This window comes from Caulobacter hibisci, assembly GCF_016135805.1.
GTDB lineage: Bacteria > Pseudomonadota > Alphaproteobacteria > Caulobacterales > Caulobacteraceae > Caulobacter > Caulobacter hibisci.
This window is the reverse complement of sequence record NZ_JADWOX010000016.1, coordinates 1-26,165: the sequence shown is the minus strand read 5'-3', so window position 1 is coordinate 26,165 and position 26,165 is coordinate 1. Positions and strand designations below refer to the sequence as shown.

Sequence of the window (26,165 nt, the reverse complement as noted above, 5' to 3'; positions counted from 1 at the left end):
GCTCGGACCTCCGGTTTCTCGCATAGCGCAAGTAAGTAATCACTCACATTTTGACCGACTGTCAAGGAGGCTCCCCATGAGCGCCGCCTTCCATGAAACACGCCTGCCCACCCGGCTGGCCTTCGGCGGGACCAGCGGGGTCGAGCGACGGACCGAGGTGGTCGGCCTGGCCTCGGGCTTCGAGCGGCGGTCCAGCCCCTGGGCGCAGGGCCGGCGGCGCTACCTGATCGGCACGGCCACGCGCAGCCTGGACGAGGCGGCCAGGCTGGTCGCCTTCTTCGAGGCGCGGGGCGGGCGGCTGCACGGCTTTCGGTTCCGGGATCCGACCGACTACAAGTCGTGCCTGCCCTCGGCGACGCCGGCCCCGGCCGACCAGGCGCTGGGAACGGGCGACGGGACGCGCACGGTCTTCGCGCTCGTGAAGGCCTATGCCAGCGGCGCCGAGACGGTGCTGCGGCCGATCGCCAAGCCGCAGGCCGGCAGCGTGCGGGTGGCGGTGGCCGGCGTGGAGCTGACGGCCGCGGCCTTCGCCGTCGACGTCAATACGGGGCTGGTGACCCTGGCCAGCGCCCCGGCGGCGGGGGCGGCGGTGACCGCCGGCTTCCTGTTCGACACGCCGGTGCGCTTCGATCTCGACCGCATCGACGTGACCCTGGAGGGGTTCGGCGCGGCGCGGGTGGGGGCGGTGTCGCTGGTCGAGGTGCGGGTCTGATGCGCGCGGTTCCGGCGGCGCTGGCCGAGCGCATCGAGAGCGGGGCGGCCAGTTTGTGCCACGCCTGGGTGCTGACCCGGGCAGACGGCGCGGCGCTGGGCTTTACCGACCACGACCGCGACGTGGTGGTCGAGGGCGTGACCTGCAAGGCGGCCAGCGGCTGGAGCGCCGGGGCGGTCGACGGCGAGGCGGGTTTCGCGCCGGGCCTGGCGGCGGCCCTGGGGACCTTCGACGACGCGGCGATTACGGCGGCCGACATCGAGGCCGGGCTCTATGACGGGGCGGCGGTGGTCTGCCGGCGGGTGGACTGGGAGGCGCCGGAGCTGTTCGTCGAGCTGTGGCGGGCGCGGGTGGCGCGGATCGCCTGGACGGGCGGGGCCTTCACGGCCGAGCTGGAGGGGCCAGCGGCGGCGCTGGAGCGGGTGGTCGGGCGCACCTATGCCCGGACCTGCGACGCGGTGCTGGGCGACGCCCGCTGCGGCGTGGACCTGGCGGCGCTTCCGGGCGTGACCTGCGACCGGCGCTGGACGACCTGTCGCGAGGTGTTCGCCAACGGCGTCAATTTCCGGGGTTTTCCGACCCTGCCGGGCGAGGACTTCCTGACGCTGTATCCGGTCGAGGGCGAGCTCAACGACGGCGGCCGGCGATGAGCGCCCGGGGCGCCATGAGCGATCGGGTGCTGGCCGAGGCGCGGGGCTGGCTGGGCACGCCCTATCAGCATCAGGCCAGCCTGAAGGGCGTGGGCTGCGACTGCCTGGGCCTGGTGCGCGGGGTGTGGCGGGGGCTGGGCGGGGCCGAGATCGCGCCGCCGCCCTATCGCCCGGACTGGGCGGAGCTGGGTGGTGGCGAGCCGCTGCTCGACGGCCTGGCGGGCGTGCTGTCGGCGGTCGATCCGTGGGCGGCGCGGCCGGGCGACGTGCTGGCCTTCCGCATGGCGCGCGGGGTTCCGGCCAAGCACTGCGCCATTCTCTCCGGAGAAGGCGCGCGGATGATCCACGCCTATTGGGGCAGGGCCTGCGTCGAAAGCTGGCTGGGGCCCTGGTGGCGCACGCGGCTGGTCGCCGCCTTTTCCTTTCCGGAGCAAGTCTGATGGCCCAGATGATCCTGCAGGCGGCCGGTTCGCAGTTCGGCCCCACGGGTAGCGCCATCGGCGCGACGATCGGGGCGGCGATCGACCAGAGCCTGATCGCCTCGCTGGGCCCCGCTCGGCAGGCAGGGCCGCGCATCGCCGAGCTGAAGCTGACGGCGGCGGCCGAGGGGGCGGCCATGCCGTGCGTGTTCGGCCGGGCGCGGGTGTCCGGTCAGGTGATCTGGGCGGCGCGCTTTCGCGAACACCGCACGACCAGCGGAAGCAAGGCCGGGCGCACGCGGAGCTACGGCTACAGCCTGTCGTTCGCCCTGGCCGTGGGCGAGGGGACGATCGACGGGATCGGCCGGGTCTGGGCCGACGGCAAGGCGCTGGCCATGGACGGGGTGACGATGCGGGTGCATCGCGGAACCGAGGACCAGGCGCCCGATCCGTTGATCGCGGCGGTGGAGGGCGAGGACGCCGCGCCGGCCTTCCGGGGCGTGGCCTATGTGGTGTTCGAGGACCTGATGCTGGACGGCTTTGGCGGGCGGCCGCCGCAGCTGTCGTTCGAGGTGTTCCGCCGGCCGGGCGGGGACGGGGGAGCGCTGGAGGACCGGCTGGAAAGCGTCTGCCTGATCCCCGGGGCGGGGGAGTTCGTGCTGGCGACCGACGTGGTGCTGGCCCGCTCGGGCCTGACGCGGACCAGCGCCGAGAACCTCAACAACGCCGAGGGGCGGGCCGATCTTCTGGTGTCGCTGGACCAGCTGCAGGCGCAGCTGCCGAAGGTGAAGCACGTGAACCTGGTGGTCTCGTGGTTCGGGACCGACCTGCGCTGCGCATCGTGCGAAATCCGGCCGGGTATCGAGCGGGCCGACAAGCCGACCGAACCGATGGCCTGGTCGGTCGCGGGCGTCGATCGAGGCGGGGCGCGGCTGATCTCGCAGAGTGGCGGCGGCGTCGCCTATGGCGGCACGCCGGCTGACGCGGCGGTGGTGCAGGCGATCGTCGAGCTGAAGCGGCGGGGGTTTTCGGTCACGCTCTATCCGTTCGTGCTGATGGACGTGCCGGCGGGCAATGGCCTGCCCGATCCACATGGCGGGGCGCGGCAGGCGGCCTATCCGTGGCGGGGGCGGGTCACCTGTCATCCGGCCCCGGGGCGGGCGGGCTCGCCCCACAAGACGTCGGCGGCCGCTTCGCAGGTGAGCGCCTTCTTCGGCGGAGCCTGGGGCTTTTCGCGGTTCGTGCTGCACTATGCGGGGCTGGCGGCGCAGGCCGGCGGGGTCGACGGGTTCCTGATCGGCTCGGAGCTGGTCGGGCTGACGAAGGTGCGCGACGCGGCGGGCTTTCCGGCGGTGGCGGCGCTGAAGACGCTGGCGGGGCAGGTGCGGGCGCTGGTCGGTCCGGCGACCCGGGTCGGCTATGCCGCCGACTGGAGCGAGTATTTCGGCAGCCAGCCGGCCGACGGTTCGGGCGACGTGCACTTCCATCTCGACCCGCTGTGGGCTGATGCGAACATCGACTTCGTGGGGATCGACTTCTATCCGCCGCTGGCCGACTGGCGGGACGGCGAGGGGCATCTCGACGCCCTGGCCGGCTGGGGCGGGCCGCATGACCTGGCCTATCTGCGCCACGGGCTGACGGGCGGCGAGGGCTATGACTGGTTCTACGCCTCGGAGGCGGCGCGGACGGCGCAGGCGCGCACGCCGATCACCGACGGGGCCCATGGCGAGCCGTGGGTGTTCCGGCCCAAGGACCTGCTGAACTGGTGGAGCCGGGCGCATCACGACCGGCCGGGCGGGGTGCGGGCGGCGACGCCGACGGCGTGGGTTCCGAAGTCCAAGCCGATCCGGCTGATCGAGTTCGGCTGCGGGGCGGTGGACAAGGGGGCCAATGCGCCGAACCTGTTCGTCGATGAGAAGAGCGCCGAGAGCGCCCTGCCGCCGTTTTCGGACGGGACGCGGGACGAGCTGGGCCAGCGGCGGGCGCTGGAGGCGGTGCTGGGCTGGATCGCCGATCCGGCCGCCAATCCGGTCTCGCCGGTCTATGGCGGGCCGATGATCGCGCAGGCCAGCGTTTGGTGCTGGGATGCGCGGCCGTTTCCGGACTTTCCGGCGCGGGCGGACGTGTGGGCGGACGCCCCGAACTGGAGCCTGGGCCACTGGCTGAACGGCCGGGCCGGGGCGATGACCGTAGGCGAACTGGTCGTGGCTGTGGCCGCCAGGGGCGGGGTCGAGATCGATCCGGGCGAGGCCTCGGGCCTGGTCGCCGGCTATGTGATCGACCGGCCGATGCGCGTGCGCGACGCCCTGGCGCCGCTGACCGAGGCCTTCGGGCTGGATGCGGTGGAGCGTGGTGGCGGCGTGCGGCTGGTGTCGCGTTCGGGACCGGCGGCGGGGATGTTGGCGGGCGACGACCTGGCCTGGCCGGAGGACCGCGACGCGCCGGACAGCGCCGCGCGGCGGCTGGAAGCTGCGGCCGGCGCGGTGCGGCTTCGGTTCGTCGATCTGGCGCGAGATTACCAGGCCGGGGCGCTGATCGTGCGGGGTAGCGCCGAGGGCGAGATCCTGGACGTCGACGCGCCGCTGGTGCTGACGGCGGCCGAGGCCCGGATCGTCGCCGAGCGGCGGCTTGCGGCCGAAGAGGCCGTGCGCCGCGAGCGGATCGTGCACCTGGCGCCTCTGGCGGCCCTGCGCTGGCAGACTGGGGATCGTCTCAGCCTGGACGGCGAGGCCTGGCGGGTGGCGCGGGTCGATCTGGACGAGCGGCCGAGGCTGCGGCTGCTGCCGGTCCTGCCCGAGGCGGGCGCGGCGGGCGATATCGACTGGACGCCGGCCCCGGCCGCGTCGGTGACCGGGCCGCCAGCGCTGGTGGTGCTGGACCTGCCGCCGCTGCCGGGAGCGGAGGACGACGCGCGGCCGCTGGTGGCGGTTTCGGCCCAGCCGTGGCGGGCCTTCGACGTTCATGTCGGCGCAGCGGTGGACGCCCTGCGGGTGCGGGCCAATGCGGCGACGCCGGCGGTGGTCGGGGTGACCCTGAGCGACCTCCCGGCCGGGCCGTTGCATCGGATCGATCGGGCGACGCGGCTGGTGGTGCGACTGGAGGGCGGGGTTCCGCAGAGCCGCAGCCGGGCCGCCGTGCTGGCCGGCGAGAACCTGATTGCGGTGCGAAACGGCGAGGGCTGGGAGCTTTTGCAGTTCCTGAACGCGCAGGCGGTGGGCGTCGACAGCTTCGCCCTGAGCGGCCTGCTGCGCGGGCAGGGCGGGTCGGACGTGGCGGCGGTGGTCGCGGCCGGCGCGGAGGTGGTGCTGGTCGATGCGGCGCTGGTTCGGGCCGAGCTGGCGTTGTCGGAGCGCGGCCTGCCGCTGGTCTGGCGGGCGGCGCCGGCCGGCGGTCCGGCCTCGGGGGCGGCGATGCGGCAGGTCGAGGCGACGTGGCGGGGGCTTGCCCTGCGGCCGTGGTCGCCGGCGCATCTGCGGGCCAAGACGGCGGGCGGCGACGTGCGGCTGTCGTGGATTCCCCGGGCGCGGGTCGGCGGCGACGGCTGGGAGGGCGAGGTTCCCGTCGGCGAGGCGCTGTGGCGGGTGGAGATCCTTGATGGAGTCACGGTGATCCGGACGGTGGAGACGACGACGGCGGCGTTCGTTTGGACGGCGGCGATGCGGGCGGCGGACCTGCCGTCCGGGCCGGCCGCTGTGTTGTCGGCGCGGGTGGCGCAGGGCGCCGCGAACGGCGGCTGGGGCGCGCCTGCGGCAACGGGTCTGTGATATTAATGCAACATTTGGCTTGCGCCCGGCGCGGAACGGCCTAAGTGAGGGGCTTCGGCTTTATCCCCTAGTCCTTCGAGGGCCTTCCTTGGCGCGCGACCCCTATCTGGAGCTTGGCGTTTCCCGCGGCGCGAGCGCGGACGAGATCCGCAAGGCCTTCCGCAAGCTGGCCAAGCAGTTCCACCCCGACACCAATCCCGGGGACAAGAAGGCCGAGGACCGCTTCAAGCAGATCAGCGCCGCCTTCGACATCCTCGGCGACGTCGAGAAGAAGAAGAAGTTCGACGCCGGCGAGATCGACGCCGACGGCCGCGAGACCATGCGCGGCGGCCCATTCGGCGGCGGTGGCGGCTTCAACCGGGGCGGCGGCTTCGGGCGCGGCGGCGGCGAGGGTCCGGAGGTCGATCTCAACGACCTGTTCGGCGACATCCTCGGCCGCAATCGCGGCGCGGGCGGCGGCGGGTTCGGCGGCGGCTTCTCGGCCAAGGGCGCCGACGTGCGCGCCCGGCTCGACATCGACCTGGAAGAGGCGATCAAAGGCGGCAAGAAGCGCGTGGCCTTCTCGGACGGCCGCACCATCGACGTGACCATCCCGGCCGGCGCCCAGGAAGGCCAGACGCTTCGCTTGAAGGGTCAGGGAAGCCAAGGGCGCGGCGGTCCGGGCGACGCCTTGATCGAGCTGGCGGTCAAGCCGCATCCCATCTACAGGCGCGAAGGCGAGCATCTGGTCATGGACCTGCCGGTCTCGGTGCCCGACGCGGTGCTGGGCGGCAAGGTCGAGGCCCCGACCCCGGACGGCCCGGTGAACGTGACGGTGCCCAAGGGCGCCAACAGCGGCGCCAAGCTGCGGCTGAAGGGCCGGGGCCTGTCGGACGCCAAGGGCGTGCGCGGCGACCTCTACGCCCGGCTGGTCGTGACCCTGCCCGAGACCATCGACGAGGACCTGGAAAAGTTCGCCCAGGCCTGGCGGGACCAGAAGCCCTACACGCCCAAGCGGCGGTAGGGCCTGCGCGTCATTGCGCGCCGGGTCTTAACCTTGTCTGGTCAGGCCTGGTTAAGACCTGCGGACCAGATTGCGCGGTGTCTCTGGAGTGTGACGCCGTGCAGGTTTCCGCAACAAACACCGTCGTCCGCTACGCCCCGCCGCGCCCGGCCGGCGGCGGCGAGGCCGCTGCGGCGATCGTCGACCTGACGCAACTGGCCGTGGCCCAGACCAACGCCAAGGCGACCCAGGCCGCCGGCACGGCCCTGGCCCAGGCCACCGGCGAGCTGACAGGGACCGTGGTCGACATTTCGGCGTGAGGCTGGGCTGAACGCGTAGGCGCATCTTCCCGAGCCGCCATTCCTAATATCTCCCGTCATTCCCGCCCTTGTGGCGGGAACCCCTGTTTCCGTTTGCAATGACGGTGCAAGCGGCGTGCTGAGCACGCCGCCCCTCCTGCCCATGCGGCTGACAGAGGGGTTCCCGCCACAAGGGCGGGAATGACGGGAGGGGAGGACGCGCCGTTGCGGCGCGCCCTCTTGGGATCGTCAGGCGCCTGTCAACGCCGCCCGCGCCGCCTTCGCCGCGGCGACCATGTTGGCCAGGGCCGGCTCCACTTCCTCCCAGCGTCGGGTCTTCAGGCCGCAGTCGGGGTTGACCCACAGCTGGCTGGGCGACAGGCGTTGGCCCGCCCGCTCCAGCAGGTCGAGCATCTCGGCGGCGCCGGGGCTGCGGGGGGCGTGGATGTCGTAGACGCCGGGGCCGATCTGGGCCGGGTAGGCGTAGGCCTCGAAGGCGTCGAGCAGCTCCATCTTCGAGCGGGCGGTCTCGATGGAGATGACGTCGGCGTCCATGGCGCCGATGGCGGCGATGATGTCGTTGAACTCCGAATAGCACATGTGGGTGTGGACCTGGGTTTGGGGCGCCACGCCCGAGGCGGCGATGCGGAAGGCCTCGACGGCCCAGGCCAGATAGCCGTCCCAGTCGCCGCGGCGCAGGGGCAGGCCTTCGCGCAGGGCGGCCTCGTCGATCTGGATGATCGCCGCGCCGGCGGCTTCGAGGTCGACGACCTCGTCACGGACGGCCAGGGCGATCTGGCGGCAGGTTTCCGAACGCGGGATATCGTCGCGGACGAAGGACCACTGCAGGATGGTGACGGGGCCGGTCAGCATGCCTTTCATCGGCTTGTCGGTGAGGGATTGGGCGTAGGCCCACCACTCGACCGTCATCGGCGCGGGGCGCGAGACGTCGCCGTAGAGGATCGGCGGGCGCACGCAGCGCGAGCCGTAGGACTGCACCCAGGCGTGCCTGGTGAAGGCGAAGCCGGTCAGGCGCTCGCCGAAATACTGTACCATGTCGTTGCGCTCGAACTCGCCGTGGACCAGCACGTCGAGGCCGATCTCCTGCTGCCAGGCGACGGCGCGGGCGGTTTCGGCGCGCAGGAAGGCCTCGTAGTCGGCGTCGGGCAGCTGGCCCTTGGCGTGGGCGGCGCGGGCCTGGCGGACGGCGGCGGTTTGCGGGAACGAGCCGATCGTGGTGGTCGGCAGGGGCGGCAGGGCCAGGCGCTGTTGCTGAAGGGCGATGCGCTCGGCGAAGGGCGTGGCGCGTTCGGCGTCGGCCGGGGTGAGGGCTTTGGTGCGGGCCTGGACGGCCGGGTCGTGGATCAGCGGCGAGGCGCGGCGGGCGGCGACTGCGGCGCTGGAGGCGGCCAGTTGCTCGCGCACCGAGGCGCGGCCGTGGTTCAGGGCCTTGGCCAGGATTGACAGCTCTTCCAGCTTCTGGACGGCGAAGGCCAGCCACTGGCTGACTTCAGGATCGAGGCTGGTCTCGATGGCGAGGTCGAGCGGGGTGTGCAGCAGCGAGCAGGACGGCGCCAGGATCACCCGGTCGGGGCCGCGCGTGGCGACGACGGGCTCGACGCGGTCGAGGATGGCTTCGAGGTCGGCGCGCCAGACGTTGCGGCCGTCGATGACGCCGAGCGACAGGACGAGACTGTCGCGGGCCAGGGCCTTGACGGCGTCGAGGTCGCCCGGGGCGCGGACGAGGTCAAGGTGCAGGCCCTCGACCGGCAGGTTGGCGGCGGTGGCGAGATTGTCGCCATAGGTCCCGAAGTAGCTGGCGAGAAGAATACTGATCCGCGGGGCGGCGTGGGCCAGGACGCCGTAGGCGCGGCGGATCTCGCCGCGTTCGAAGTCGGTGAGGTCCAGCGCCAGGCAGGGCTCGTCGATCTGCACCCAGTCGGCGCCGGCGGCGGCCAGGCGCTGGAGCAGCTGCGCATAGACCGGCAGCAGGGCCGACAGCAGCGACAGCGGCTGGAAGTCCTTCACCTTCGACTTGGCGAGCTTGAGGAAGGTGACGGGGCCGAGGATCACCGGGCGGGTGTGGATCCCTTGCGCCTTGGCCTCGAGGAAGGCGTCGATCGGCCGGGAGGCGTCGAGCTGGAAGGCCTGGCCGGGGACCAGTTCAGGCGCGAGATAGTGGTAGTTGGTGTCGAACCACTTGGTCATCTCCAGGGCCGGCAGGCCGGTTCCGACGTCGTGCGCACAGCCGTGGTCGCAGGTTTCGCGACCTTGTGTGCCGCGCGCCATGGCGAAGTAGAGTGGCAGATCCACGGAGCCGCCGGTCCAGCCGTAGGTTTCAGGGATAGCGCCGACCATGACGGCGGTGTCGAGCACGTGGTCGTAGAGCGAGAAATCGTTGCTGGGCACGTGGTCGACGCCCAGGTCGGCCTGGCGGCGCCAGGCCAGGGCGCGCAGGGCGGCGGCTTCGGTGCGCAGCCCTTCGGCGTCGAGGCGGCCGGCCCAGTGGGTTTCGAGGGCGGTCTTCAGGCGGCGTTGCGGGCCGATGCGGGGAAAGCCGAGGGCGGCGACGGTGACGGTCATTTCTTAGCCTCTGTCTCGATAATGACGGAGGCTGGACGGGACGCAGGCGCGCGGGCGCGCGGACGGGCCGTGCGCCAGAAGGCTCGCGACCAGACCGGACACCCCGCCGGAGGACGTTATCTGCCGAGGCAGGTCTCCTGGCTCGCGGGTCAACGCCGCCGTCCTGGCCTTCCCGATGCGCCACCGAGTCGAGTTCGGCGCACCAGTGACACGTATCGGACGGCCGCTCGCCGCTTACAGTTGCGGGGGCAGCGCCGGTGTCGCACCGGCTTCCCTCTTAGCTTTGAGCGCGTGAGCGCCCGCAGACCACGACACCCCTATCAAGCCGGGGGTGGTGATCGTTGTCAACAGGGACATAAAGATTTCTTTATGTGATCTGCGATTGTGATCGACTGGCGCGCGCTTCGGGGCTTGGCCCGTGACAGGACGTCGCACACCGTTCATAAACCCCGCGTTCAGTCTCCATTCAGCCGTGGCCCTCTAAACCGGACGACATGAAGCCGATCCGCGCCATACTCGCCGCAGCCGCCATCGTCGCCGCCCTTCCGGGCGCGGCTCTGGCCCAGCGCGGCCCGGACTCCCTGGGAGCCGACTGGCGCGCCCGGCAGGACCAGGCGCGTGGCGGCGTGCAGTCGGGCCGCCTGGTGCCGCTGAGCGCCGTCATCGACAATATCGCCCGTCGCACCCCCGGCCGCCTGCTCGACGCGGGCCTGGAAGGTCGCAACTATCGCATCCGCTGGGCGACCACGGACGGCCGCCGCATCGACTTCATCGTCGACGCCGAGAGCGGCCGCATCCTCAGCGGCGGCTAAGGAGCTTACAAAGACATGCGCATCCTGCTCGTCGAAGACGATCCCGACCTGTCGCGCCAGCTGAAGCTGGCCCTCGGCGACGCGGGCTACGCGGTCGACCACGCCGCCGACGGCGAGGAGGCCCAGTTCCTGGGCGAGACCGAGCCCTATGACGCGGTGATCCTCGACCTGGGCCTGCCCAAGGTGGACGGGGTGTCGGTGCTGGAGCGCTGGCGGCGCGGCAATGTCGCCACGCCGGTGCTGATCCTGACCGCCCGCGGCGCCTGGAGCGAGAAGGTCGCCGGCTTCGACGCCGGGGCCGACGACTACCTGACCAAGCCCTTCCACACCGAGGAGCTGCTGGCGCGCCTGCGGGCGCTGCTGCGGCGCTCGGCCGGCCACGCCGCGCCCAGCCTGACCTGCGGCGGCCTGCGCCTGGACCCGCGCGCGGCGCGGGCCAGCGTCAACGGCGAGCCGCTGCGCCTGACCTCGCTGGAATACCGCCTGCTGCACTACATGATGATGCACCAGGGCCGGGTGATTGGCCGCACCGAGCTGGTCGAGCACCTGTACGACCAGGATTTCGACCGCGACAGCAACACCATCGAGGTGTTCATCGGCCGGCTGCGCAAGAAGCTGGGCGCCGACCGTATCGAGACGGTGCGCGGCCTGGGCTACCGCCTGACCCCGCTGGAAGGCGAGACCGCGGGGTGAGCCCGCGCGTGGGCCGTTGATGTTCCTCGACTTCCGCAAGCGCTCGCTCGTCCGGCGGCTGGTGCTGCTGGCGGCGATCTGGACGCTGGTGGTGCTGCTGGCGGCCGGGGCCTTCCTGACCGCCCAGTTCCGCGACGCCGCCATCCGCCGCTTCGACCAGTCGCTGGCGGTGCTGACCGACGACCTCTATGCCGGCTCGACGGTGGAGGACGGGGTGGTCAAGGCGCCGTTCCTGACCGACATCCGCGCCACCCGGGCCTATTCCGGCCGCTACTGGGCGATCTTCGCCCAGAAGAGCGGCGGCGGGCTTTCGGCGATCGAGCGCTCGCGCTCGTTGTTCGACAGCGACCTGATGCTGTCCACCGCCCAGATCGACCGGCTGACCGCCGATCCGGGCAAGACCCTCTATTTCGACATGCGCGGGCCGCAGGACAAGCCGCTGCGGGCGGCGGCGATCCTGACGCGGCTGCCGGGGCATCCTGATCCGGTGGTGTTCATCGCCGCCGAGGACCGTTCGCCGATCGACGACGACGCCGACCGCTTTGGAAGAATTACGGCGTTCGCCTTGCTGTTGCTCGGAGCGGGCCTGATCGTGGCCATCGTCTTCCAGGTGCGGTTCGGGTTGCAGCCGATCTTCCGCCTGCGTCGCGAGATCGCCGGGGTGCGCAGCGGCAAGGCCGAACGGCTGGTCGGGCCCTATCCCGAGGAGCTGGAGCCTCTGGCCGGCGAGCTGAACGGCCTGCTGGTCCATAACCAGGAGGTGGTCGAACGCCAGCGCACCCATGTCGGCAACCTGGCCCACGCCCTGAAGACGCCGCTGTCGGTGATGCTGACCGAGGCCAGCCAGCGGCCCGGCCCGCTGGCCGACGTCGTCGACCGCCAGGCTCAGACCATGCGCGAGCAGGTCGATCACCACCTGCGCCGGGCGCGGGCGGCGGCGCGCTCGCAGACCAGCGGCGAGCGCACGCCGGTGGAGCCGATCCTCGACGAGCTGGCCGTGACCCTGGAGCGGATCTTCCAGGACAAGGCCGGCGGCCGGGGTGTGGAGATCGACTGGCGCTGTCCGGAAGACCTGTGCTTCCAGGGCGAGCGGCAGGACTTCCTGGAGCTGGCCGGTAACGTCATGGAAAACGCCGGCAAGTGGGCCAAGGGCAAGGTCCGGGCCGAGGCCAAGGCCGACGGCGAGGGCAAGATGCTGCTGACCGTCGACGACGACGGCCCGGGCATTCCGGCCGAGCAGCGGGGCCAGGCCCTGAAGCGCGGCCAGCGGATGGACGAGCACACGCCGGGCACCGGCCTTGGCCTGTCGATCGTCGACGAGCTGGCGCGGGCCTATGGCGGGTCGGTGACGCTGGACGATTCGCCCCTGGGCGGCCTGCGGGTCGTGCTGCGGCTGCCGCGCGCGGAGGGGTAGCGCTACCCTGGCGCGATCTGGGGGTGAGCGCGCTGTCGCACAGGTGGAGAGAAGCGTCCCGCGACCATTCGCCCCGTGTTCCAGCGTTGAAAAAGCGTCGGTTTCGGAAAGTCTTAACCTCGTTGGCAACATGGTTGACGCTGCCAGGACCCCCCGTTCCGGCGGAGATCCATGCCCGCACTCGCCGCGCAAAAACTGCTGATCCTCCGGACGCTGGTCGAGACCGCGCCCGACGCGGCTCTGCGCAGTCTCGAGCTGGCCCTCGCCAGTGCGGGCGGGCAGGGGGCGCTGGCGACCGTGCGCGCCATGGTCGAGGACGAGACCGCCGACCGCTACGTCCGCAACACCATTCTTTCGCCGATCGCGCCGCTGTGCCAGCCGCGGGCCGAGGACCTGCCGCAGTTCCCGCGCCGGGCCCTGGCCCTGCTGTGGAAGGCGCTGAAGGTCGAGGCCCCGCGCCAAGTCGCCGAGGGCGCGGCGCGCTGCAATCCCTGGGACCTCGACAACGGGGCCCCCGACGTCTTCAACGAGCTGTGCAAGATGGCCGCCCGCGGCCTGCGCGCGGCCGAGCGGCCCGAATATGCGGCGATCGCCGACATGTGCGACGCCGACGAGCTGGCCGATTATCTCGACCTGTCGGTGATCGTCCGCAACGCCCTGCCGCGGCTGTCGGAGTGGGTCAGCCGGATGAGCGGCGAGCGCGCCGCCGCCGCGCGCCTGGCCTATCGTGACGCCTGCGCCATCAGCGACGACGCCGGTCCCCGGATGTTCGAGATGCTGGCCGCCCACCTGCCCGAGCCCTGGCGCATCCTGCGCGTGATCTCGGCGGTGATGGACCGTCCCAACGACCGCTACCTGGCCTCGTCGGAGGTCAAGGAATTCGGCGAGCGGATGCTGGCCGACATCGAGGCCAGCATCGAGCAGGTGCGCAGCTTCGACCTGTCGGGCGGCGAGGCGGCGGGGCGCGAGGCGGCCCAGGCGGCCCAGCGCATCGCCAACCAGCTGACCGAATTCGAGCAGGCGGTGGACGTGGCCAAGGACGGCCCGTGGGGCAAGCGCATCGCCAAGTTCAAGCAGGCCGCGGCCCAGGCGGCCGAGACGCGGATGAACGCCGCCGACAAGGAGCTGGGCCTGGCCCTGCCGCTGCGGCCGATCTCGATGATGGGCAAGATGGGCGGGGGCAAGGGCGTGCCGAAGCTGGAAGAGGCCCCGGACGACGCCCTGGTGCGCCGCGCCACGGCGGCCCTGGTCTTCGTCGAGGACCTGCGGCCCTGCGCGGCCCAGGCCGGCTACGGCGCCAGCCGCACCAAGGTGCTGGAAAAGCTGAACCAGCGGCTGGACCAGTATATCGAGGACAGCCTCTACGTGGCCCGCACGGCCGAGGGCGGCGACCCGCAGATCGCCCGCGCCTATCTCGAGATCGCCGCCCGCTACATCGCCCATACCCGCGACGAGAAGACCGCCGAGATCGTGCGTCGCCGGGCCGTCGCGGCGATGGCGGCCTGACGCGGCGCGCAATCTGCGCCTTATGCGGTTTTTTTCACTGACGCGCGGCGTGGTCTGCGGCTAACACCGATCCATGATCGGTTTCTGGCCATGATATTTTTCTGGATTGGCGCCGCTGGATTGTCCGCCGCCGCCGCCGCCCTGGTGCTGCGGGGCGCCGCGCGCGGGCTCGCGCCGGTCGGCGACGACCCGAACCTGGCCGTCCATCGCCGCCAGCTTTCCGAGATCGACGACCTGGCCGAGCGCGGCCTGCTGGCGCAGGGCGAGCTGAAGTCGGCCCGGGCCGAGGCTGGCCGCCGGCTGCTGGCCGCCGCCGACCAGGGCGACGCGGCTTGGCCTCAGGACGGGAATGGCGCGCGCCGCGCGGTGGTCGCTTCGGCCGCCATCGCCTCGCTGGCCGCTGTGACGCTGTACGTGCTGATCGGATCGCCGGGCGCGCCGGACCAGCCGTTCGCCCGCCGGGTGGCCGAGTGGCGGTCGAGCGATCCGTCCAGGCTGGATCCGCCGCGCATCGCCGCGGTGCTGGAACAGGCGGCCAAGACCCGCCCCAACGACCCCGAGCTCTATCGCAACCTGGCCCTGGCCCGGATCGCCGGCGGCGACGCGGTCGGGGCCGGCGAGGCCCTGCGCAGAGCCGTGAGCCTGGCGCCGCAGCGGGCCGACCTGTGGACCGCCCTGGGCGAGACCTTCGTGGCCGGCGACAACGGCCAGGTCGGGCCCGACGCCCGCACCGCCTTCGCCGAGGCGCTGAAGCGCGACCCCAATGACCTTTCCGCCCGCTATCACCTGTCCAAGGGCCTGATCGCCGACGGCAAGCTGGACGAGGGCCTGGCCGGCTGGCGCGCCCTGCTGGCCTCGTTGCCGCCGGCCGACGAGCGCCGCGCGATCCTGGCCGCCGAGATCGACCGCACGGCCAAGGCCGGACGGCTGGTCGAGGCGCCGGCGCCGGGGCAGGTCCAGGCGGCCGCCGAGGGCGGCGTCACTCCCGACATGATCCAGGGCATGGTCGAGGGCCTGGCCGCGCGCCTGGCCGCCGCGCCGGACGATCCCGACGGCTGGGTGCGGCTGGTCCGCGCCTATGCGGTGCTGGGCGATGCGGCCCGGCGCGACGCGGCCCTGGCCAGTGCGTCGACGCGGTTCAAGGACCAGCCCCGCGTGCTGGCCGCCCTGCGCCAGGCCGCCGACACGCCCGCCAATACGGCCGTCCAATGAGTTTCCTGCCCAAATCCCGCAAAGCGCGCCGTCGCCTGACCGTGCTGCTGGCCATCGCGCCGGTGGCCGCCCTGGCCGTGGGCCTGGCCCTGTACGGCATGCGGGACTCGATCTCGCTGTTCTACACCCCCGCCCAGGCCCAGGAGGCCCGCGTGCCGGCCGGCCGCAAGGTGCAGCTGGGCGGCCTCGTGCAAACCGGCAGCGTGGTCAAGCATCCGGACGGCCTGGTGGAGTTCGTGGTCGCCGACCAGCGGGCGACCAGCAAGGTGCGCTACCAGGGCGACCTGCCCGACCTGTTCCGCGAGGGGCAGGGGATCGTCGCGTCCGGATCGTTCGACGACAGCGGCGTCTTCGTCGCCAAGCAGGTGCTGGCCAAGCACGACGAGCGCTACATGCCGCGCGAGGTGGCCAAGGCCATCAAGGAACAGGGCGAGTGGCGCGGCGAGGGAAGCGGTGCGCCGGCGTACGGGGCCGCCGGAGGCAAGGAGCCTTGAACGCTTCCCATCAATCGGGCGGTCCTTCTCCCCTTGCGGGAGAAGGTGGCGGCGATAGCCGACGGATGAGGGGTTTTGCTCCCCCGTCCGCGCGACCCCTCATCCGACCCGCTTCGCGGGCCACCTTCTCCCGCAAGGGGAGAAGGGGAGGTCTCATCCAATGATCGTTGAGTTCGGCGCCTTCGCCCTGATCCTGGCGCTCGCCCTGTCGGTGGCCCAGACCGGCCTGTCCGCGGTCGGCGGCGCGCGGCGCTCGGCCGTGCTGGCGGGCGCGGGACGCGGCGCGGCCCTGGGGGCCTTCGTCGCCCTGGCCTGCGCCTTCGCGGCGCTCGTCTACGCCTTCGTCGGCTCGGACTTCTCGGTGGCCAATGTCGCGGCCAACTCCCACACCGCCAAGCCGCTGCTCTACAAGGTGGCGGGGGCCTGGGGCAGCCACGAGGGCTCGATGCTGCTGTGGTGCCTGGTCCTGACGGGCTATGGCGCGGCCGTGGCGGTATTCGGCGAGCGCCTGCCGCCGCGCCTGCGGGCCTACGCCATCGCCATGCAGGGCGCGCTGGGCGTGCTGTTTCTGGCCTACACCGTCTTCGCCTCGAACCCCATGACCCGCCTGCCGGACCCGCCGGTCGAGGGCCGTTCGCTCAATCCGCTGCTGCAGGACTGGGCCCTGGCCGTGCACCCGCCGTTCCTCTACGCCGGCTATGTCGGCTTCTCGGTGGTGTTCTCGTTCGCGGTGGCGGCCCTGATCGAGGGCAAGGTCGACGCGGCCTTCGCCCGCTGGGTGCGGCCCTGGACCCTGGCGGCCTGGAGCCTGCTGACCGTCGGCATCACCCTGGGCGCCTTCTGGGCCTATTACGAGCTGGGCTGGGGCGGCTGGTGGTTCTGGGATCCGGTCGAGAACGCCAGCTTCATGCCGTGGCTGATCGGCGCGGCCTTGCTGCACTCGGCCATCGTGTTGGAAAAGCGCGGCGCCCTGCCGGGCTGGACGGTGTTCCTGGCCCTGGCCGCCTTCGGCTTTTCGATGCTGGGGGCGTTCCTGGTGCGCTCGGGCGTACTGACCAGCGTCCACGCGTTCGCCGTGGATCCGACGCGGGGCGTGCTGCTGCTGTCGATCATGGGGATCGCGGCGGGCTTTGGCTTCCTGCTGTTCGCGATCCGCGCACCGAGCCTGAACGCCGGCGGCCTGTTCGCGCCGGTCAGCCGCGAGAGCGCCATCGTGCTCAACAACATCATCCTGTCGGCGGCGACGGCGACGGTGCTGCTGGGCACGCTGTACCCGCTGATCCGCGAGGCGATGGACGGCGAGGCGGTGTCGGTCGGGCCGCCGTTCTTCAACCTGACCTTCACGCCGCTTCTGGTTCTCGCGATGGCCATTCTGCCGGCTGGACCGCTGTTGGCCTGGAAGCGCGGCGATGCGCGGCTGGTGGTGCGGCGGCTGTGGCTGGCCCTGCTGATCGCCGCGATCCTGGGCCTGGTCGCCTACGCCGTGGTGACGCCGCGCAAGGCGTTGGCGAGCCTCGGCCTGGTGATCGGCTTCTGGCTGATCGGCGGGACCCTGGCCGAGCTGGCCGAGCGGACCAAGGCCTTCCGCGCCCCCTGGGCCGAGGTGCGTCGCCGGGCCGGCGGCCTGCCGCGCGGCGCCTGGGGCGCGACCATCGCCCACGCGGGCCTGGGCCTGTTCGTGCTGGGCGCCAGCTTCGAGACCGCCTGGAAGCTGGAGACAGCCCAGGCGCTGAGCGTCGGCGGCAAGATCGAGCTGGGCGCCTATGTGATGACCCTGACCGACGTCGGCACGATCGACGGCCCCAACTACCTGGCCGAACGCGGGATCGTGCGGATCGAGAAGCGCGACGGAAGCCCAAATGGACGTTTCGTTTGCACGGCCGAGCCGGAGCGGCGGTTCTTCCCGACCGGAGGCCAGACGACCTCGGAGGTGGCCCTGTGCCCGCGCGGGCTGGACGACCTCTACATCGTCATCGGCGAGCGCCGGGCGGGGCCGCAAGGCCAGCCGGCCTGGCTGGTGCGGGCCTATGTCAACCCGTGGGTGCGGCTGATCTTCCTGGGTCCGCTGGTCATGGCGCTGGGCGGGGCGGTGTCGCTGTCGGACCGTCGGTTGCGGATGGCCGTGGGCAGGAAAGCCAAGGGAGCGCGGGCGTGAGTGCTGACCCCCTCCGGCCCTCCGGGCCACCTCCCCCAGAGGGGGAGGATCTAGGCCGCAGATGCTCACCCTCTGGGGGAGCTGTCGCGAAGCGACTGAGGGGGATCGCGGTAGCGATGGCCGCAGTCGCCTGCATGGCCGCGGCGTCGGACCCGTCCGAGCGGCTGGCCGATCCGGGGCAGGAGGCCAGGGCGCGGGAAATCTTCAAGCAGGTGCGGTGCCTGGTCTGCCAGAACGAGTCGATCGACGACTCGGAGGCCGACCTCGCCCGCGACCTGCGCGTGCTGGTGCGCGACCAAGTGAAGCAGGGCCGGAGCGACGGCGAGATCCGTGCGTTTCTGACCGAGCGCTACGGCGAGTTCGTGCTGCTGAAGCCGCCGTTCTCGGCCGGCAACGCGGTGCTGTGGCTGACGCCGCTGGCGGTGCTGCTGGCCGGCGGCGGCCTGATGGTCTCGCTGCTGCGGCGGCGCCGTGCGGCGGAGGCGCCGCCCGAGGCGCTGTCGGTCGAGGAGGAAGCGCGGCTGAAGGGGCTGCTCAAGCAGGTCCCTGGGGGCGAATGACACGATTGCGCCGCGATGACGCCGCAAGAAGCGCCGCGTGGGTGACGGAAAGATAATCCTGGAACCGTTGCACGAATTGCTGATGCAACTAGGTTCTGTTCGACGGAACCCGGCGCGGAGCGCCGCGGGTTGAGGAAAGACGACAGATGGCTGCTCGGAAGTCAGGATTCATTGTTGGCGCCGTCGCGGGGGCGGGCGTGGCTTGCGCCGCCCTGGCGGGCGTGGGCATGCGGATGGGGCCGGCCGGCGCGGCCGAGCAGTCGCCGCAGCTGGTGCGCGCGTCGACCGCCACCGCCCCGATGTTCGCCCCGCCGCCCGGCGCGCCGCTGTCCTTCGCCGACATCTTCGAGCAGGTCTCGCCGGCCGTCGTGCAGATCGACGTGACCTCGAAGGCCGACCCGAAGGCGCGCCTGCGCATTCCGGGCCTGGAAGGCCTGCCGTTCGACATCGTGCCCAAGGGCCAGAAGCCGGGCGAGGACGGCGACGAAGCCGCCCAGGCGCCCAAGCAGCAGTCCTCGGGCTCGGGCTTCTTCATCTCGGCCGACGGCTACATCGTCACCAACAACCACGTGGTGGCCGACGCCGACACCGACGGCATCAACGTCGTCATGAAGGACGGCCGCGAGCTGAAGGCCACCATCGTCGGCCGCGACGAAAGCACCGACCTGGCGGTGATCAAGGTCATCGACCCGAAGGCCAAGGGCGCGGCGTTCCCGTTCGTGAACTTCGAGAACCAGGCCCGTCCGCGGGTCGGCGACTGGGTGATCACCATCGGCAACCCGTTCGGCCTGGGCGGCACCGCCACGGCCGGCATCATCTCGGCCTATGGCCGCGACCTGGGCGACAGCTCCTCGCAGTTCGTCGACTACATCCAGATCGACGCCCCCATCAACCGCGGCAACTCGGGCGGTCCGTCGTTCGACATCTACGGCCGGGTGATCGGCGTCAACACGGCGATCTTCTCGCCGACCGGCGGCTCGGTGGGCATCGGCTTCGCCATCCCCGCCGACGTGGCCGAGGCCACCGCCAAGCAGCTGATCAACGGCGGCAAGGTGGTGCGCGGCTATATCGGCGCCCAGATCCAGCCCTTCACCAGCGAGATGGCCGAGGCGCAAGGCCTGGCCGACGTCAAGGGCGCGATCGTCGCCGACCTGGTCCCGGGTGGTCCCGCCCAGCGCGGCGGCCTGATGCCGGAAGACGTGGTCACCTCGGTCAACGGCGTGGCCATCAAGAGCGGCTCGGAACTGACCCGCGAAGTCGCCAAGGCCCGTCCGGGCGAGGTGATCAAGCTGGCCGTCCTGCGCGGCGGCAAGCCCCGTACGGTCGAGATCCGTTCGGGCGTGCGCCCGACCGAGAAGGAACTGGCCGACAACGACAACGAGGACGGCAATGATCCGGCCGCCCCGGCCAAGCCGGTCGCTCCCAAGGCCGAGGCCCTGGGCATGAGCCTGTCGCCCCTGGACGACGCGGCCCGCAAGGCCAACGGCGTCGATCCGACCGTGAAGGGCCTGCTGATCGACGGGGTCAAGGCCGCGTCCGACGCCGGCGAGAAGGGCCTGCGCAAGGGCGACGTGGTGACCAGCGTCAACGGCGAGCCGGTGACGACCGTCGCCGAGGTCAACGCCGCGGTCGAGGCCGCCAAGAAGCTGCAGCGCCCGAGCGTCAACCTGCGCATCGTCCGCGCCGGCCGCCCGACCATCGTGCCGCTGAAGATCGCGCCGTAAGCGTCTCTTCGCAGTCCGACTGATTGATCCCGCCCCGGAAATCTCCGGGGCGGGATTTTTCGTATGTGACCAAGGTTTAAGGGACGAACGATCGCGGAGCCGGTATCCAGTCGCCAACTATCGCGCCGGTCGATAGAATCGGGAGAACGTCGATCGTTCCCAGGCGGCGCACGAGGGGTTGGCTGATGCGTATTCTGATTATCGAGGACGATCTCCAGGCCGCCGGCGCCATGTCCCATGGCCTGACCGAGGCCGGCTACCAGTGCGTCCACGCGCCGGACGGCGAGGCGGGCCTGACCGAGGCCGGCAAGGGCGGCTTCGACGTGCTGATCGTCGACCGGATGATGCCCAAGAAGAACGGCGTCGAGGTGGTCTCGACCCTGCGCCGCGAGGGCGACCAGACGCCGGTGCTGTTCCTCTCGGCCCTGGGCGAGGTCGGCGACCGCGTCGACGGCCTGAAGGCCGGCGCCGACGACTACCTGGTCAAGCCCTACGCCTTCCCCGAGCTGATCGCCCGCGTCGAGGCCCTGTCGCGCCGCCGCGAGACGGGCGCTGTGGCCACGACCCTGAAGGTCGGCGAGCTCGAGATGAACCTCATCAACCGCACGGTCCACCGCCAGGGCAAGGAGATCGACCTCCAGCCCCGCGAGTTCCAGCTGCTGGAGTTCATGATGCGCCACGCCGGCCAGTCGGTGACCCGCACCATGCTGCTGGAGAAGGTGTGGGAATACCACTTCGACCCGCAGACCAACGTCATCGACGTGCACGTTTCTCGTCTTCGATCAAAGATCGACAAGGGCTTCGACCGGGCCATGCTGCAGACCGTGCGCGGGGCGGGCTACCGGCTCGATCCGTAGGCGGCCCGCCGAGCCCGTGTTAGGCTGAGCGCCATGAACAAGCCGTCCCAGCCCGTTCCGGACGATGAGGTCGATGACGGCCTCGGCCCGATCCCCTCCGAGGAGGAGATGGAGGCCTGGCTCATCCGCAATCGAGACGCCATCAACGAGTCGATCATCGAGGCGGATCGGGAGTTCGCGGAAGGCAAGGCCGAGCCCTGGGATACGGACGAAATGCTGGGCGACCTGCGCGCCAAGTTCGCAAAGCTTCGCAAGGGCTAGATGGCCGGGTTCCAGGTCGTTCGATCGGCGGAGGCGAGACGGGACCTTCGTGTTCTCTATGTGTGGATCGCCACGAATGGCGGGCAGGAGCGCGCCGAAGCCGTCGTCGCCCGGATCGAAACCGCTCTCAGCCGATTGGCCCGCCGTCCGTTGCTTGGGAGGCTTCGTCCGGATTTCGCAAACGAGCCCAGGGCCTTTTCGGTTCGACCCTGGCTGATCGTCTATCGTCCTCTGCCCGATGGGGCCGGCGTTCGGATCGTCCGCATCCTCGACAGCCGCCAAGACACCGCCGCCCTGATGGGCAAGAAGAGCTAGTCCCATGCGCCTGCCGCGCCTCGTCCGATCCACGCCGTTCCGGCTGACCCTGCTGTTCCTGGCCCTGTTCGCCGCGGCGGCGACGGCCTTCCTCGGCTATATCTACATCGCCACCGCCGGCGAGGTGGACCGCCGCGCCGACGCCGAGATCACCCGCGAGATGGAGAGCCTGGAGGCGGCCTATCGCCAGGGCGGGATCAACGCCCTGAACCAGACCCTGGTCGAACGCTCGATCGGCGAGCGGCCCTTCGTCTATTTCCTGGCCGACAAGGCCGGCAAGAAGATCACCGGCTCGATCGAGGCCTCGCCGCTCGACAATTTCAACGGCACGGGCCCCAGCTGGGACACCTTCACCCTGACCGAGACCGACCTGGACGGCGCGACCGTGCGGCGGCCGGCGCGGGGCGTGCAGGAGCGGCTGACCGGCGGCGAGATCCTGTTCGTCGGGGCCGACGTCGCCGAGTCCCAGGGCTATGTGATGAAGATCGTCCGGGCCCTGTGGGGCGCTGGGGCTCTGGTGATCATCCTGGGCCTGGCCGGCGGGGTGCTGATCAGCCGCAACGTCTCGCGCAGCATGCAGGGGCTGGTGGACGTCGTGAACGCGGTGCGGTCGGGCGACCTGCACGCCCGGGCCAAGATCCGCGGCGCCCGCGACGAATATGACGAGCTGGCTGAGGGCCTGAACGACATGCTCGACCGCATCGAGCGGCTGATGGGCGGCCTGCGCCACGCCGGCGACGCCATCGCCCACGACCTGCGCTCGCCCCTGACCCGCCTGCGCGCCCGCATGGAGGTGGCCCTGATCGACGCCGAGAACGGCAAGGGCGATCCGGTGGCGGCGCTGGAGACGGCGCTGATGGACGCCGACGGCGTGCTCAAGACCTTCAACGCCGTCCTGGCCATCGCCCGCCTGCAGGCCGCCGGCCAGGCCCCCGACCAGGCGACCTTCGACGCCAGCGACCTGACCGGCGACATGGCCGAGCTCTACGAGCTGTCGTGCGAGGACAAGGGGCTGGACTTCAAGGCCGAGGTCACCCCGGCCCTGACCCTGCGCGGCAATCGCGAGTTCATCGCCCAGGCCCTGGCCAACCTGCTCGACAACGCCATCAAGTATACGCCCGAGGGCGGTGCGATCATGCTGCGCCTGCGCCGGCGCTCGTCGGGCGAGCTGGAGTTCTCGGTCACCGACACCGGCCCCGGCGTGCCCGAGGAAGACCGCGCCCGCGTCGTCCAGCGCTTCGTGCGCCTGGAGAACAGCCGCAGCGAGCCGGGGGCGGGCCTTGGCCTGTCGCTGGTGCAGGCCGTTGCCGCCTCGCACGGCGGCCGGCTGGAGCTGGCCGAGGGGCCGGGCGAATACAACGGCGTCGGCCCCGGCCTGCGCGTGGCCCTGGTGTTGCCGCGGGTCGAGTAGGATCCATCCCGAACGTCTGAGCGCGTTCGTCCCAGCCGCAGCGCGATACGTTCAAGCCCGCTTGCGTCCCCTGAGCCAGTCTGCGGCCACGTTCGGGGCGCGGCGACGCGCGCGCCTCCGGCGGTTCAACGCAGAGGGCGATCGATGACCAATCCTTCCACCGACGACGGCGCCTCGCGCCGGGACGTCCTGGCCGTGGGCCTTGGCCTGGCGGCCTTCGCGGTCGCGCCGCCCTTCGCCACGGCCTCGGCCGCGACCCTTTCCTCCCACGGAGCCAAGACCATGAGCAGCGGTTACGTCACCACCAAGGACGGCACGCAGATCTACTACAAGGACTGGGGTCCCAAGACCGCCCAGCCGGTCGTGTTCCACCACGGCTGGCCGCTGACGGCCGACGACTGGGACAACCAGATGATGTTCTTCTACGCCCAGGGCTTCCGGGTCATCGCCCATGACCGTCGCGGTCACGGCCGGTCGAGCCAGACCGACACCGGCAACGAGATGGACACCTACGCCGCCGACGTCGCGGCCCTGACCGACCACCTCGACCTGAAGAACGCCATCCACGTCGGCCACTCGACCGGCGGCGGCGAGGTGATCCACTATGTCGCCCGCGCCAAGCCGGGCCGCGTGGCCAAGGCCGTGCTGATCGGCGCGGTGCCGCCGATCATGGTCAAGAGCGACAAGAACCCGGGCGGCCTGCCGCTGGAGGTGTTCGACGGTTTCCGCGCCGCCACCGCCGCCAACCGCGCCCAGTTCTTCTTCGACGTGCCGGCCGGCCCGTTCTACGGCTACAACCGTCCGGGCGCGAAGGTCGACCAGGGCGTGATCTGGAACTGGTGGCGCCAGGGCATGGCGGGCAGCATCAAGGCCCACTACGACTGCATCAAGGCCTTCTCGGAGACCGACTTCACCGAGGACCTCCAGAAGGCCGACGTGCCGGTGCTGGTCATGCACGGCGACGACGACCAGATCGTGCCCTATGCCGACAGCGCCCCGCTTTCGGCCAAGCTGCTCAAGAAGGGCACGCTGAAGACCTACAAGGGCCTGCCGCACGGCATGTGCACGACCCATCCGGAGATCATCAATCCGGACCTGCTGGCCTTCTTCAAGGCCTGACGAAAAAGGGGCGGGCCGCCGAGCGGTCCGCCCTTTCCACGTTCACGGCCGCGCTCTAGCGTCGATCCCGCAAATCAGCGAGGCCGACCGGATGCGTGGACTGACGATTTCGACCCTGGCGGTCGCCCTGGCGCTCGGCGCGACCTTGGGGGGCGGCCTCGCCCAGGCGGCCGACACCAAGGTGGTCACCGCCGCACGGCTGCTGGACGTGGCCACCGGCCGCTATCTCGACAAGCCGGCGGTGCTGGTGATCGGCGGCCGCATCGCCGCCGTCGGCAAGGCCGGCGAGCTGGCCATTCCGCAGGGCGCCGAGAGCGTCGACCTGCCGGGCGCGACCCTGCTGCCGGGCCTGATCGACATGCACGTGCACCTGGACGCTTCGCCGGTCTATGGCGGCTACAACAGCCTGCAGTTCAGCGACGCCTTCTGGAGCGTGACCCAGACCGCCAACGCCAAGGCCACCCTGAACGCCGGCTTCACCACCGTGCGCAATGTCGGCGCCGACCGCTTCAACGACGTGGGCCTGCGCGAGGCCATCGATGAGGGGATCGTGCCCGGGCCGCGCGTGGTGACGGCCACCTACGCCATCGGGGCCACCGGCGGCCACTGCGACAGCACCTTCTTCCCGCCGTCGATGGACCAGAAGGCCCCCTACAACATCGACAGCCCCGACGAGGCCCGCAAGGCGGTGCGGACGCTGAAGAAGTACGGCGCCCAGGTGATCAAGATCTGCGCCACCGGCGGGGTGTTCTCGCACGGCGACGAGCCGGGCCAGCAGCAACTGACCCTGGCCGAGATGACCGCCGTGGCCGACGAGGCCCACATGGCCGGCCTCAAGGTCGCCGCCCACGCTCACGGCGCGGCCGGCATCAAGGACGCCATCCGCGCCGGGATCGACACCATCGAGCACGCCAGCCTGGTCGACGACGAGGGCATCAAGCTGGCCGTCCAGAAGGGCGCCTGGTTCTCGATGGACATCTACAACACCGACTACACCCAGGCCGAGGGCGCCAAGAACGGCGTGCTGGAGGACAACCTGCGCAAGGACCGCGACATCGCCGAGGTCCAGCGCGAGAACTTCCGCAAGGCCCTGAAGGGCGGGGTGAAGATGATCTACGGCACCGACGCCGGGGTCTATCCGCACGGCGACAACGCCAAGCAGTTCGCGGTGATGGTCCGCTATGGCGCGACGCCGCTCCAGGCGATCCAGGCCGCCACGGTCAACGCCGCACAGGCCCTGGGCCGCGAAAAGGACGTGGGCCAGGCGACGGCGGGCCACTACGCCGACCTGATCGCAGTGTCGGGCGACCCTCTGGCGGATGTGACGGTGCTGGAGAAGCCGGTGTTCGTGATGAAGGGCGGGCAGGTGGTGCGGAAGTAGGGGGCTTCCGCACCGTTGCTCAGCCTCTAGAGCGTGCTCATGCCGCCGTCGATGATCAGCTCGCTGCCGACGGTGAAGCGGCTTTCGTCCGAGGCGAGGAACACCACGGCGTCGGCGATCTCGCGGGGCTCGCCGAAGCGGCCGACCGGCAGGTTCTGCAAGATGCCGGACGACATCGCGTCGAGCGACGCCTGGTCGAGGCCGAGCTTGCCGTAGAGCGGCGTCGAGACCGGCCCGGGGCTGACGACATTGACCCGTACGCCTCGCCCGATCAGCTCGCCCGACAGCGTCCGGGCCAGGGAGATCAGGCCGGCCTTGCTGGCGGCGTAGACGCTTGAGTTCGGCATGCCGATGTGGGCGTTGATCGAGCCGTTCAGCACGATCGAGGCGGGGTTGGCGAGGATCGGCGCCAGGGCCTGGATCAGGAACAGGGGGCCTTTCAGGTTGACGCCGATGGCGCGGTCGAAGGTCTCCTCCGTCCAGCTTTCCAGCGGTCCGAACGGCGCGATCCCGGCGTTGACGAACACGGCGTCCAGCGTGCCGAACCGGGCCTGGATCGCCTTGGCGATATCGGCCTGGGCCGAGACGTCGCCCGCGTCGGCGAGGATGGCCAGGACGTCGCCGCCGAGCGCGGCCTTGGCCTCTTCCAGGCGCTGGGCGTTGGCGCCGGTGATGGCGACGCGGGCGCCTTCCTCAAGCGCGCGCTGAGCGGCGGCGAAGCCGATGCCGGTGGTGCCGCCGGTGACGAGGATGGTCTTGTTGGCGAGGCGGGACATGGAAGTGAACCTTTCCGTTAGACGGGCCGGCGCACCGCGCGTCGGTCACGGGATGTGATTTAGGGC

General features: G+C 71.2%; 23 protein-coding genes and 1 riboswitch. Of the genes, 21 read left to right on the top strand and 2 right to left on the bottom strand.

Annotation, left to right across the window (positions count from 1 at the left end):
- Positions 1–76 precede the first annotated feature (76 nt).
- The 6 genes from I4Q42_RS19355 to I4Q42_RS19330 all read left to right on the top strand — a co-directional run bounded on the left by I4Q42_RS19355 (position 77) and on the right by I4Q42_RS19330 (position 6,847).
- A complete protein-coding gene (locus tag I4Q42_RS19355) occupies positions 77–712 on the top strand; it encodes a phage distal tail protein, Rcc01695 family (RefSeq protein WP_198577731.1) in 636 nt (211 codons plus the stop codon).
- Entirely contained in the window at positions 712–1,362 is a 651-nt protein-coding gene (locus I4Q42_RS19350; protein ID WP_198577730.1) for a baseplate hub domain-containing protein, read from the top strand. The genes I4Q42_RS19355 and I4Q42_RS19350 overlap by 1 nt, the downstream gene beginning before the upstream one ends.
- Positions 1,359–1,802, top strand: coding sequence for an NlpC/P60 family protein (locus tag I4Q42_RS19345; RefSeq protein WP_198577729.1), 444 nt, complete (start codon positions 1,359–1,361; stop codon positions 1,800–1,802). The genes I4Q42_RS19350 and I4Q42_RS19345 overlap by 4 nt, the downstream gene beginning before the upstream one ends.
- The gene (locus tag I4Q42_RS19340; RefSeq protein ID WP_198577728.1) at positions 1,802–5,545 is read left to right on the top strand and encodes a baseplate multidomain protein megatron; all 3,744 of its coding nucleotides are present in this window, start codon (positions 1,802–1,804) and stop codon (positions 5,543–5,545) included. The genes I4Q42_RS19345 and I4Q42_RS19340 overlap by 1 nt, the downstream gene beginning before the upstream one ends.
- Positions 5,546–5,633: 88 nt before the next feature.
- The gene (locus tag I4Q42_RS19335) at positions 5,634–6,548 is read left to right on the top strand and encodes a DnaJ C-terminal domain-containing protein (protein WP_198577727.1); all 915 of its coding nucleotides are present in this window, start codon (positions 5,634–5,636) and stop codon (positions 6,546–6,548) included.
- Between the two features lie 98 nt (positions 6,549–6,646).
- Positions 6,647–6,847, top strand: coding sequence for a hypothetical protein (locus I4Q42_RS19330; protein ID WP_198577726.1), 201 nt, complete (start codon positions 6,647–6,649; stop codon positions 6,845–6,847).
- Between the two features lie 228 nt (positions 6,848–7,075).
- Here the strand turns inward: I4Q42_RS19330 and metE are convergent, their stop codons facing one another.
- Positions 7,076–9,409, bottom strand: coding sequence for a 5-methyltetrahydropteroyltriglutamate--homocysteine S-methyltransferase (metE, locus tag I4Q42_RS19325; RefSeq protein WP_198577725.1), 2,334 nt, complete (start codon positions 9,407–9,409; stop codon positions 7,076–7,078).
- Positions 9,410–9,519: 110 nt separating this feature from the next.
- Positions 9,520–9,735, bottom strand: a riboswitch (cobalamin riboswitch).
- Between the two features lie 168 nt (positions 9,736–9,903).
- Here metE and I4Q42_RS19320 point away from each other — a divergent pair.
- The 15 genes from I4Q42_RS19320 (at position 9,904) to I4Q42_RS19250 (ending at position 25,323) form a co-directional block, all read left to right on the top strand.
- Complete coding sequence (locus I4Q42_RS19320) at positions 9,904–10,221, top strand: PepSY domain-containing protein (RefSeq protein ID WP_058349335.1); 318 nt, start codon at positions 9,904–9,906, stop codon at positions 10,219–10,221.
- Positions 10,222–10,236: 15 nt separating this feature from the next.
- On the top strand, positions 10,237–10,914 hold the full coding sequence (locus I4Q42_RS19315) for a response regulator transcription factor (RefSeq protein WP_198577724.1): 678 nt from the start codon (positions 10,237–10,239) through the stop codon (positions 10,912–10,914).
- 16 nt (positions 10,915–10,930) lie between these two features.
- The gene (locus I4Q42_RS19310) at positions 10,931–12,328 is read left to right on the top strand and encodes a sensor histidine kinase (RefSeq protein ID WP_198577723.1); all 1,398 of its coding nucleotides are present in this window, start codon (positions 10,931–10,933) and stop codon (positions 12,326–12,328) included.
- A gap of 171 nt (positions 12,329–12,499) precedes the next feature.
- On the top strand, positions 12,500–13,834 hold the full coding sequence (locus I4Q42_RS19305; RefSeq protein WP_198577722.1) for a hypothetical protein: 1,335 nt from the start codon (positions 12,500–12,502) through the stop codon (positions 13,832–13,834).
- A gap of 90 nt (positions 13,835–13,924) precedes the next feature.
- Complete coding sequence (gene ccmI / locus I4Q42_RS19300; RefSeq protein ID WP_198577721.1) at positions 13,925–15,046, top strand: c-type cytochrome biogenesis protein CcmI; 1,122 nt, start codon at positions 13,925–13,927, stop codon at positions 15,044–15,046.
- Positions 15,043–15,540 carry a cytochrome c maturation protein CcmE gene (gene ccmE / locus I4Q42_RS19295; protein ID WP_198577720.1) on the top strand — a complete coding sequence of 166 codons (498 nt, stop codon included), beginning with the start codon at positions 15,043–15,045 and terminating at the stop codon, positions 15,538–15,540. The genes ccmI and ccmE overlap by 4 nt, the downstream gene beginning before the upstream one ends.
- 160 nt (positions 15,541–15,700) lie before the next feature.
- Positions 15,701–17,695: a heme lyase CcmF/NrfE family subunit gene (locus tag I4Q42_RS19290; RefSeq protein ID WP_198577719.1), complete on the top strand. Its 1,995-nt coding sequence runs from the start codon at positions 15,701–15,703 to the stop codon at positions 17,693–17,695.
- 116 nt (positions 17,696–17,811) lie between these two features.
- Entirely contained in the window at positions 17,812–18,255 is a 444-nt protein-coding gene (locus I4Q42_RS19285) for a cytochrome c-type biogenesis protein (RefSeq protein ID WP_198577718.1), read from the top strand.
- 146 nt (positions 18,256–18,401) lie between these two features.
- On the top strand, positions 18,402–19,979 hold the full coding sequence (locus I4Q42_RS19280) for a Do family serine endopeptidase (protein WP_198577717.1): 1,578 nt from the start codon (positions 18,402–18,404) through the stop codon (positions 19,977–19,979).
- Between the two features lie 185 nt (positions 19,980–20,164).
- Positions 20,165–20,836 (top strand): response regulator transcription factor, encoded by a 672-nt coding sequence (locus I4Q42_RS19275; RefSeq protein ID WP_198577716.1) that lies wholly within the window; start codon positions 20,165–20,167, stop codon positions 20,834–20,836.
- A gap of 33 nt (positions 20,837–20,869) precedes the next feature.
- Complete coding sequence (locus I4Q42_RS19270; protein WP_198577715.1) at positions 20,870–21,097, top strand: hypothetical protein; 228 nt, start codon at positions 20,870–20,872, stop codon at positions 21,095–21,097.
- A complete protein-coding gene (locus I4Q42_RS19265; RefSeq protein ID WP_198577714.1) occupies positions 21,098–21,412 on the top strand; it encodes a type II toxin-antitoxin system RelE/ParE family toxin in 315 nt (104 codons plus the stop codon).
- A gap of 4 nt (positions 21,413–21,416) precedes the next feature.
- The gene (locus I4Q42_RS19260) at positions 21,417–22,823 is read left to right on the top strand and encodes a sensor histidine kinase (protein WP_198577713.1); all 1,407 of its coding nucleotides are present in this window, start codon (positions 21,417–21,419) and stop codon (positions 22,821–22,823) included.
- A 282-nt stretch (positions 22,824–23,105) separates the two neighbouring features.
- Positions 23,106–23,942 carry an alpha/beta fold hydrolase gene (locus I4Q42_RS19255; protein WP_232793300.1) on the top strand — a complete coding sequence of 279 codons (837 nt, stop codon included), beginning with the start codon at positions 23,106–23,108 and terminating at the stop codon, positions 23,940–23,942.
- Between the two features lie 91 nt (positions 23,943–24,033).
- Entirely contained in the window at positions 24,034–25,323 is a 1,290-nt protein-coding gene (locus I4Q42_RS19250) for a Xaa-Pro dipeptidase (RefSeq protein WP_198577711.1), read from the top strand.
- Positions 25,324–25,349: 26 nt separating this feature from the next.
- On the opposite strand, the gene I4Q42_RS19245 is transcribed toward I4Q42_RS19250, so the two are convergent.
- Entirely contained in the window at positions 25,350–26,099 is a 750-nt protein-coding gene (locus I4Q42_RS19245) for an SDR family oxidoreductase (protein ID WP_198577710.1), read from the bottom strand.
- Positions 26,100–26,165: the final 66 nt, after the last annotated feature.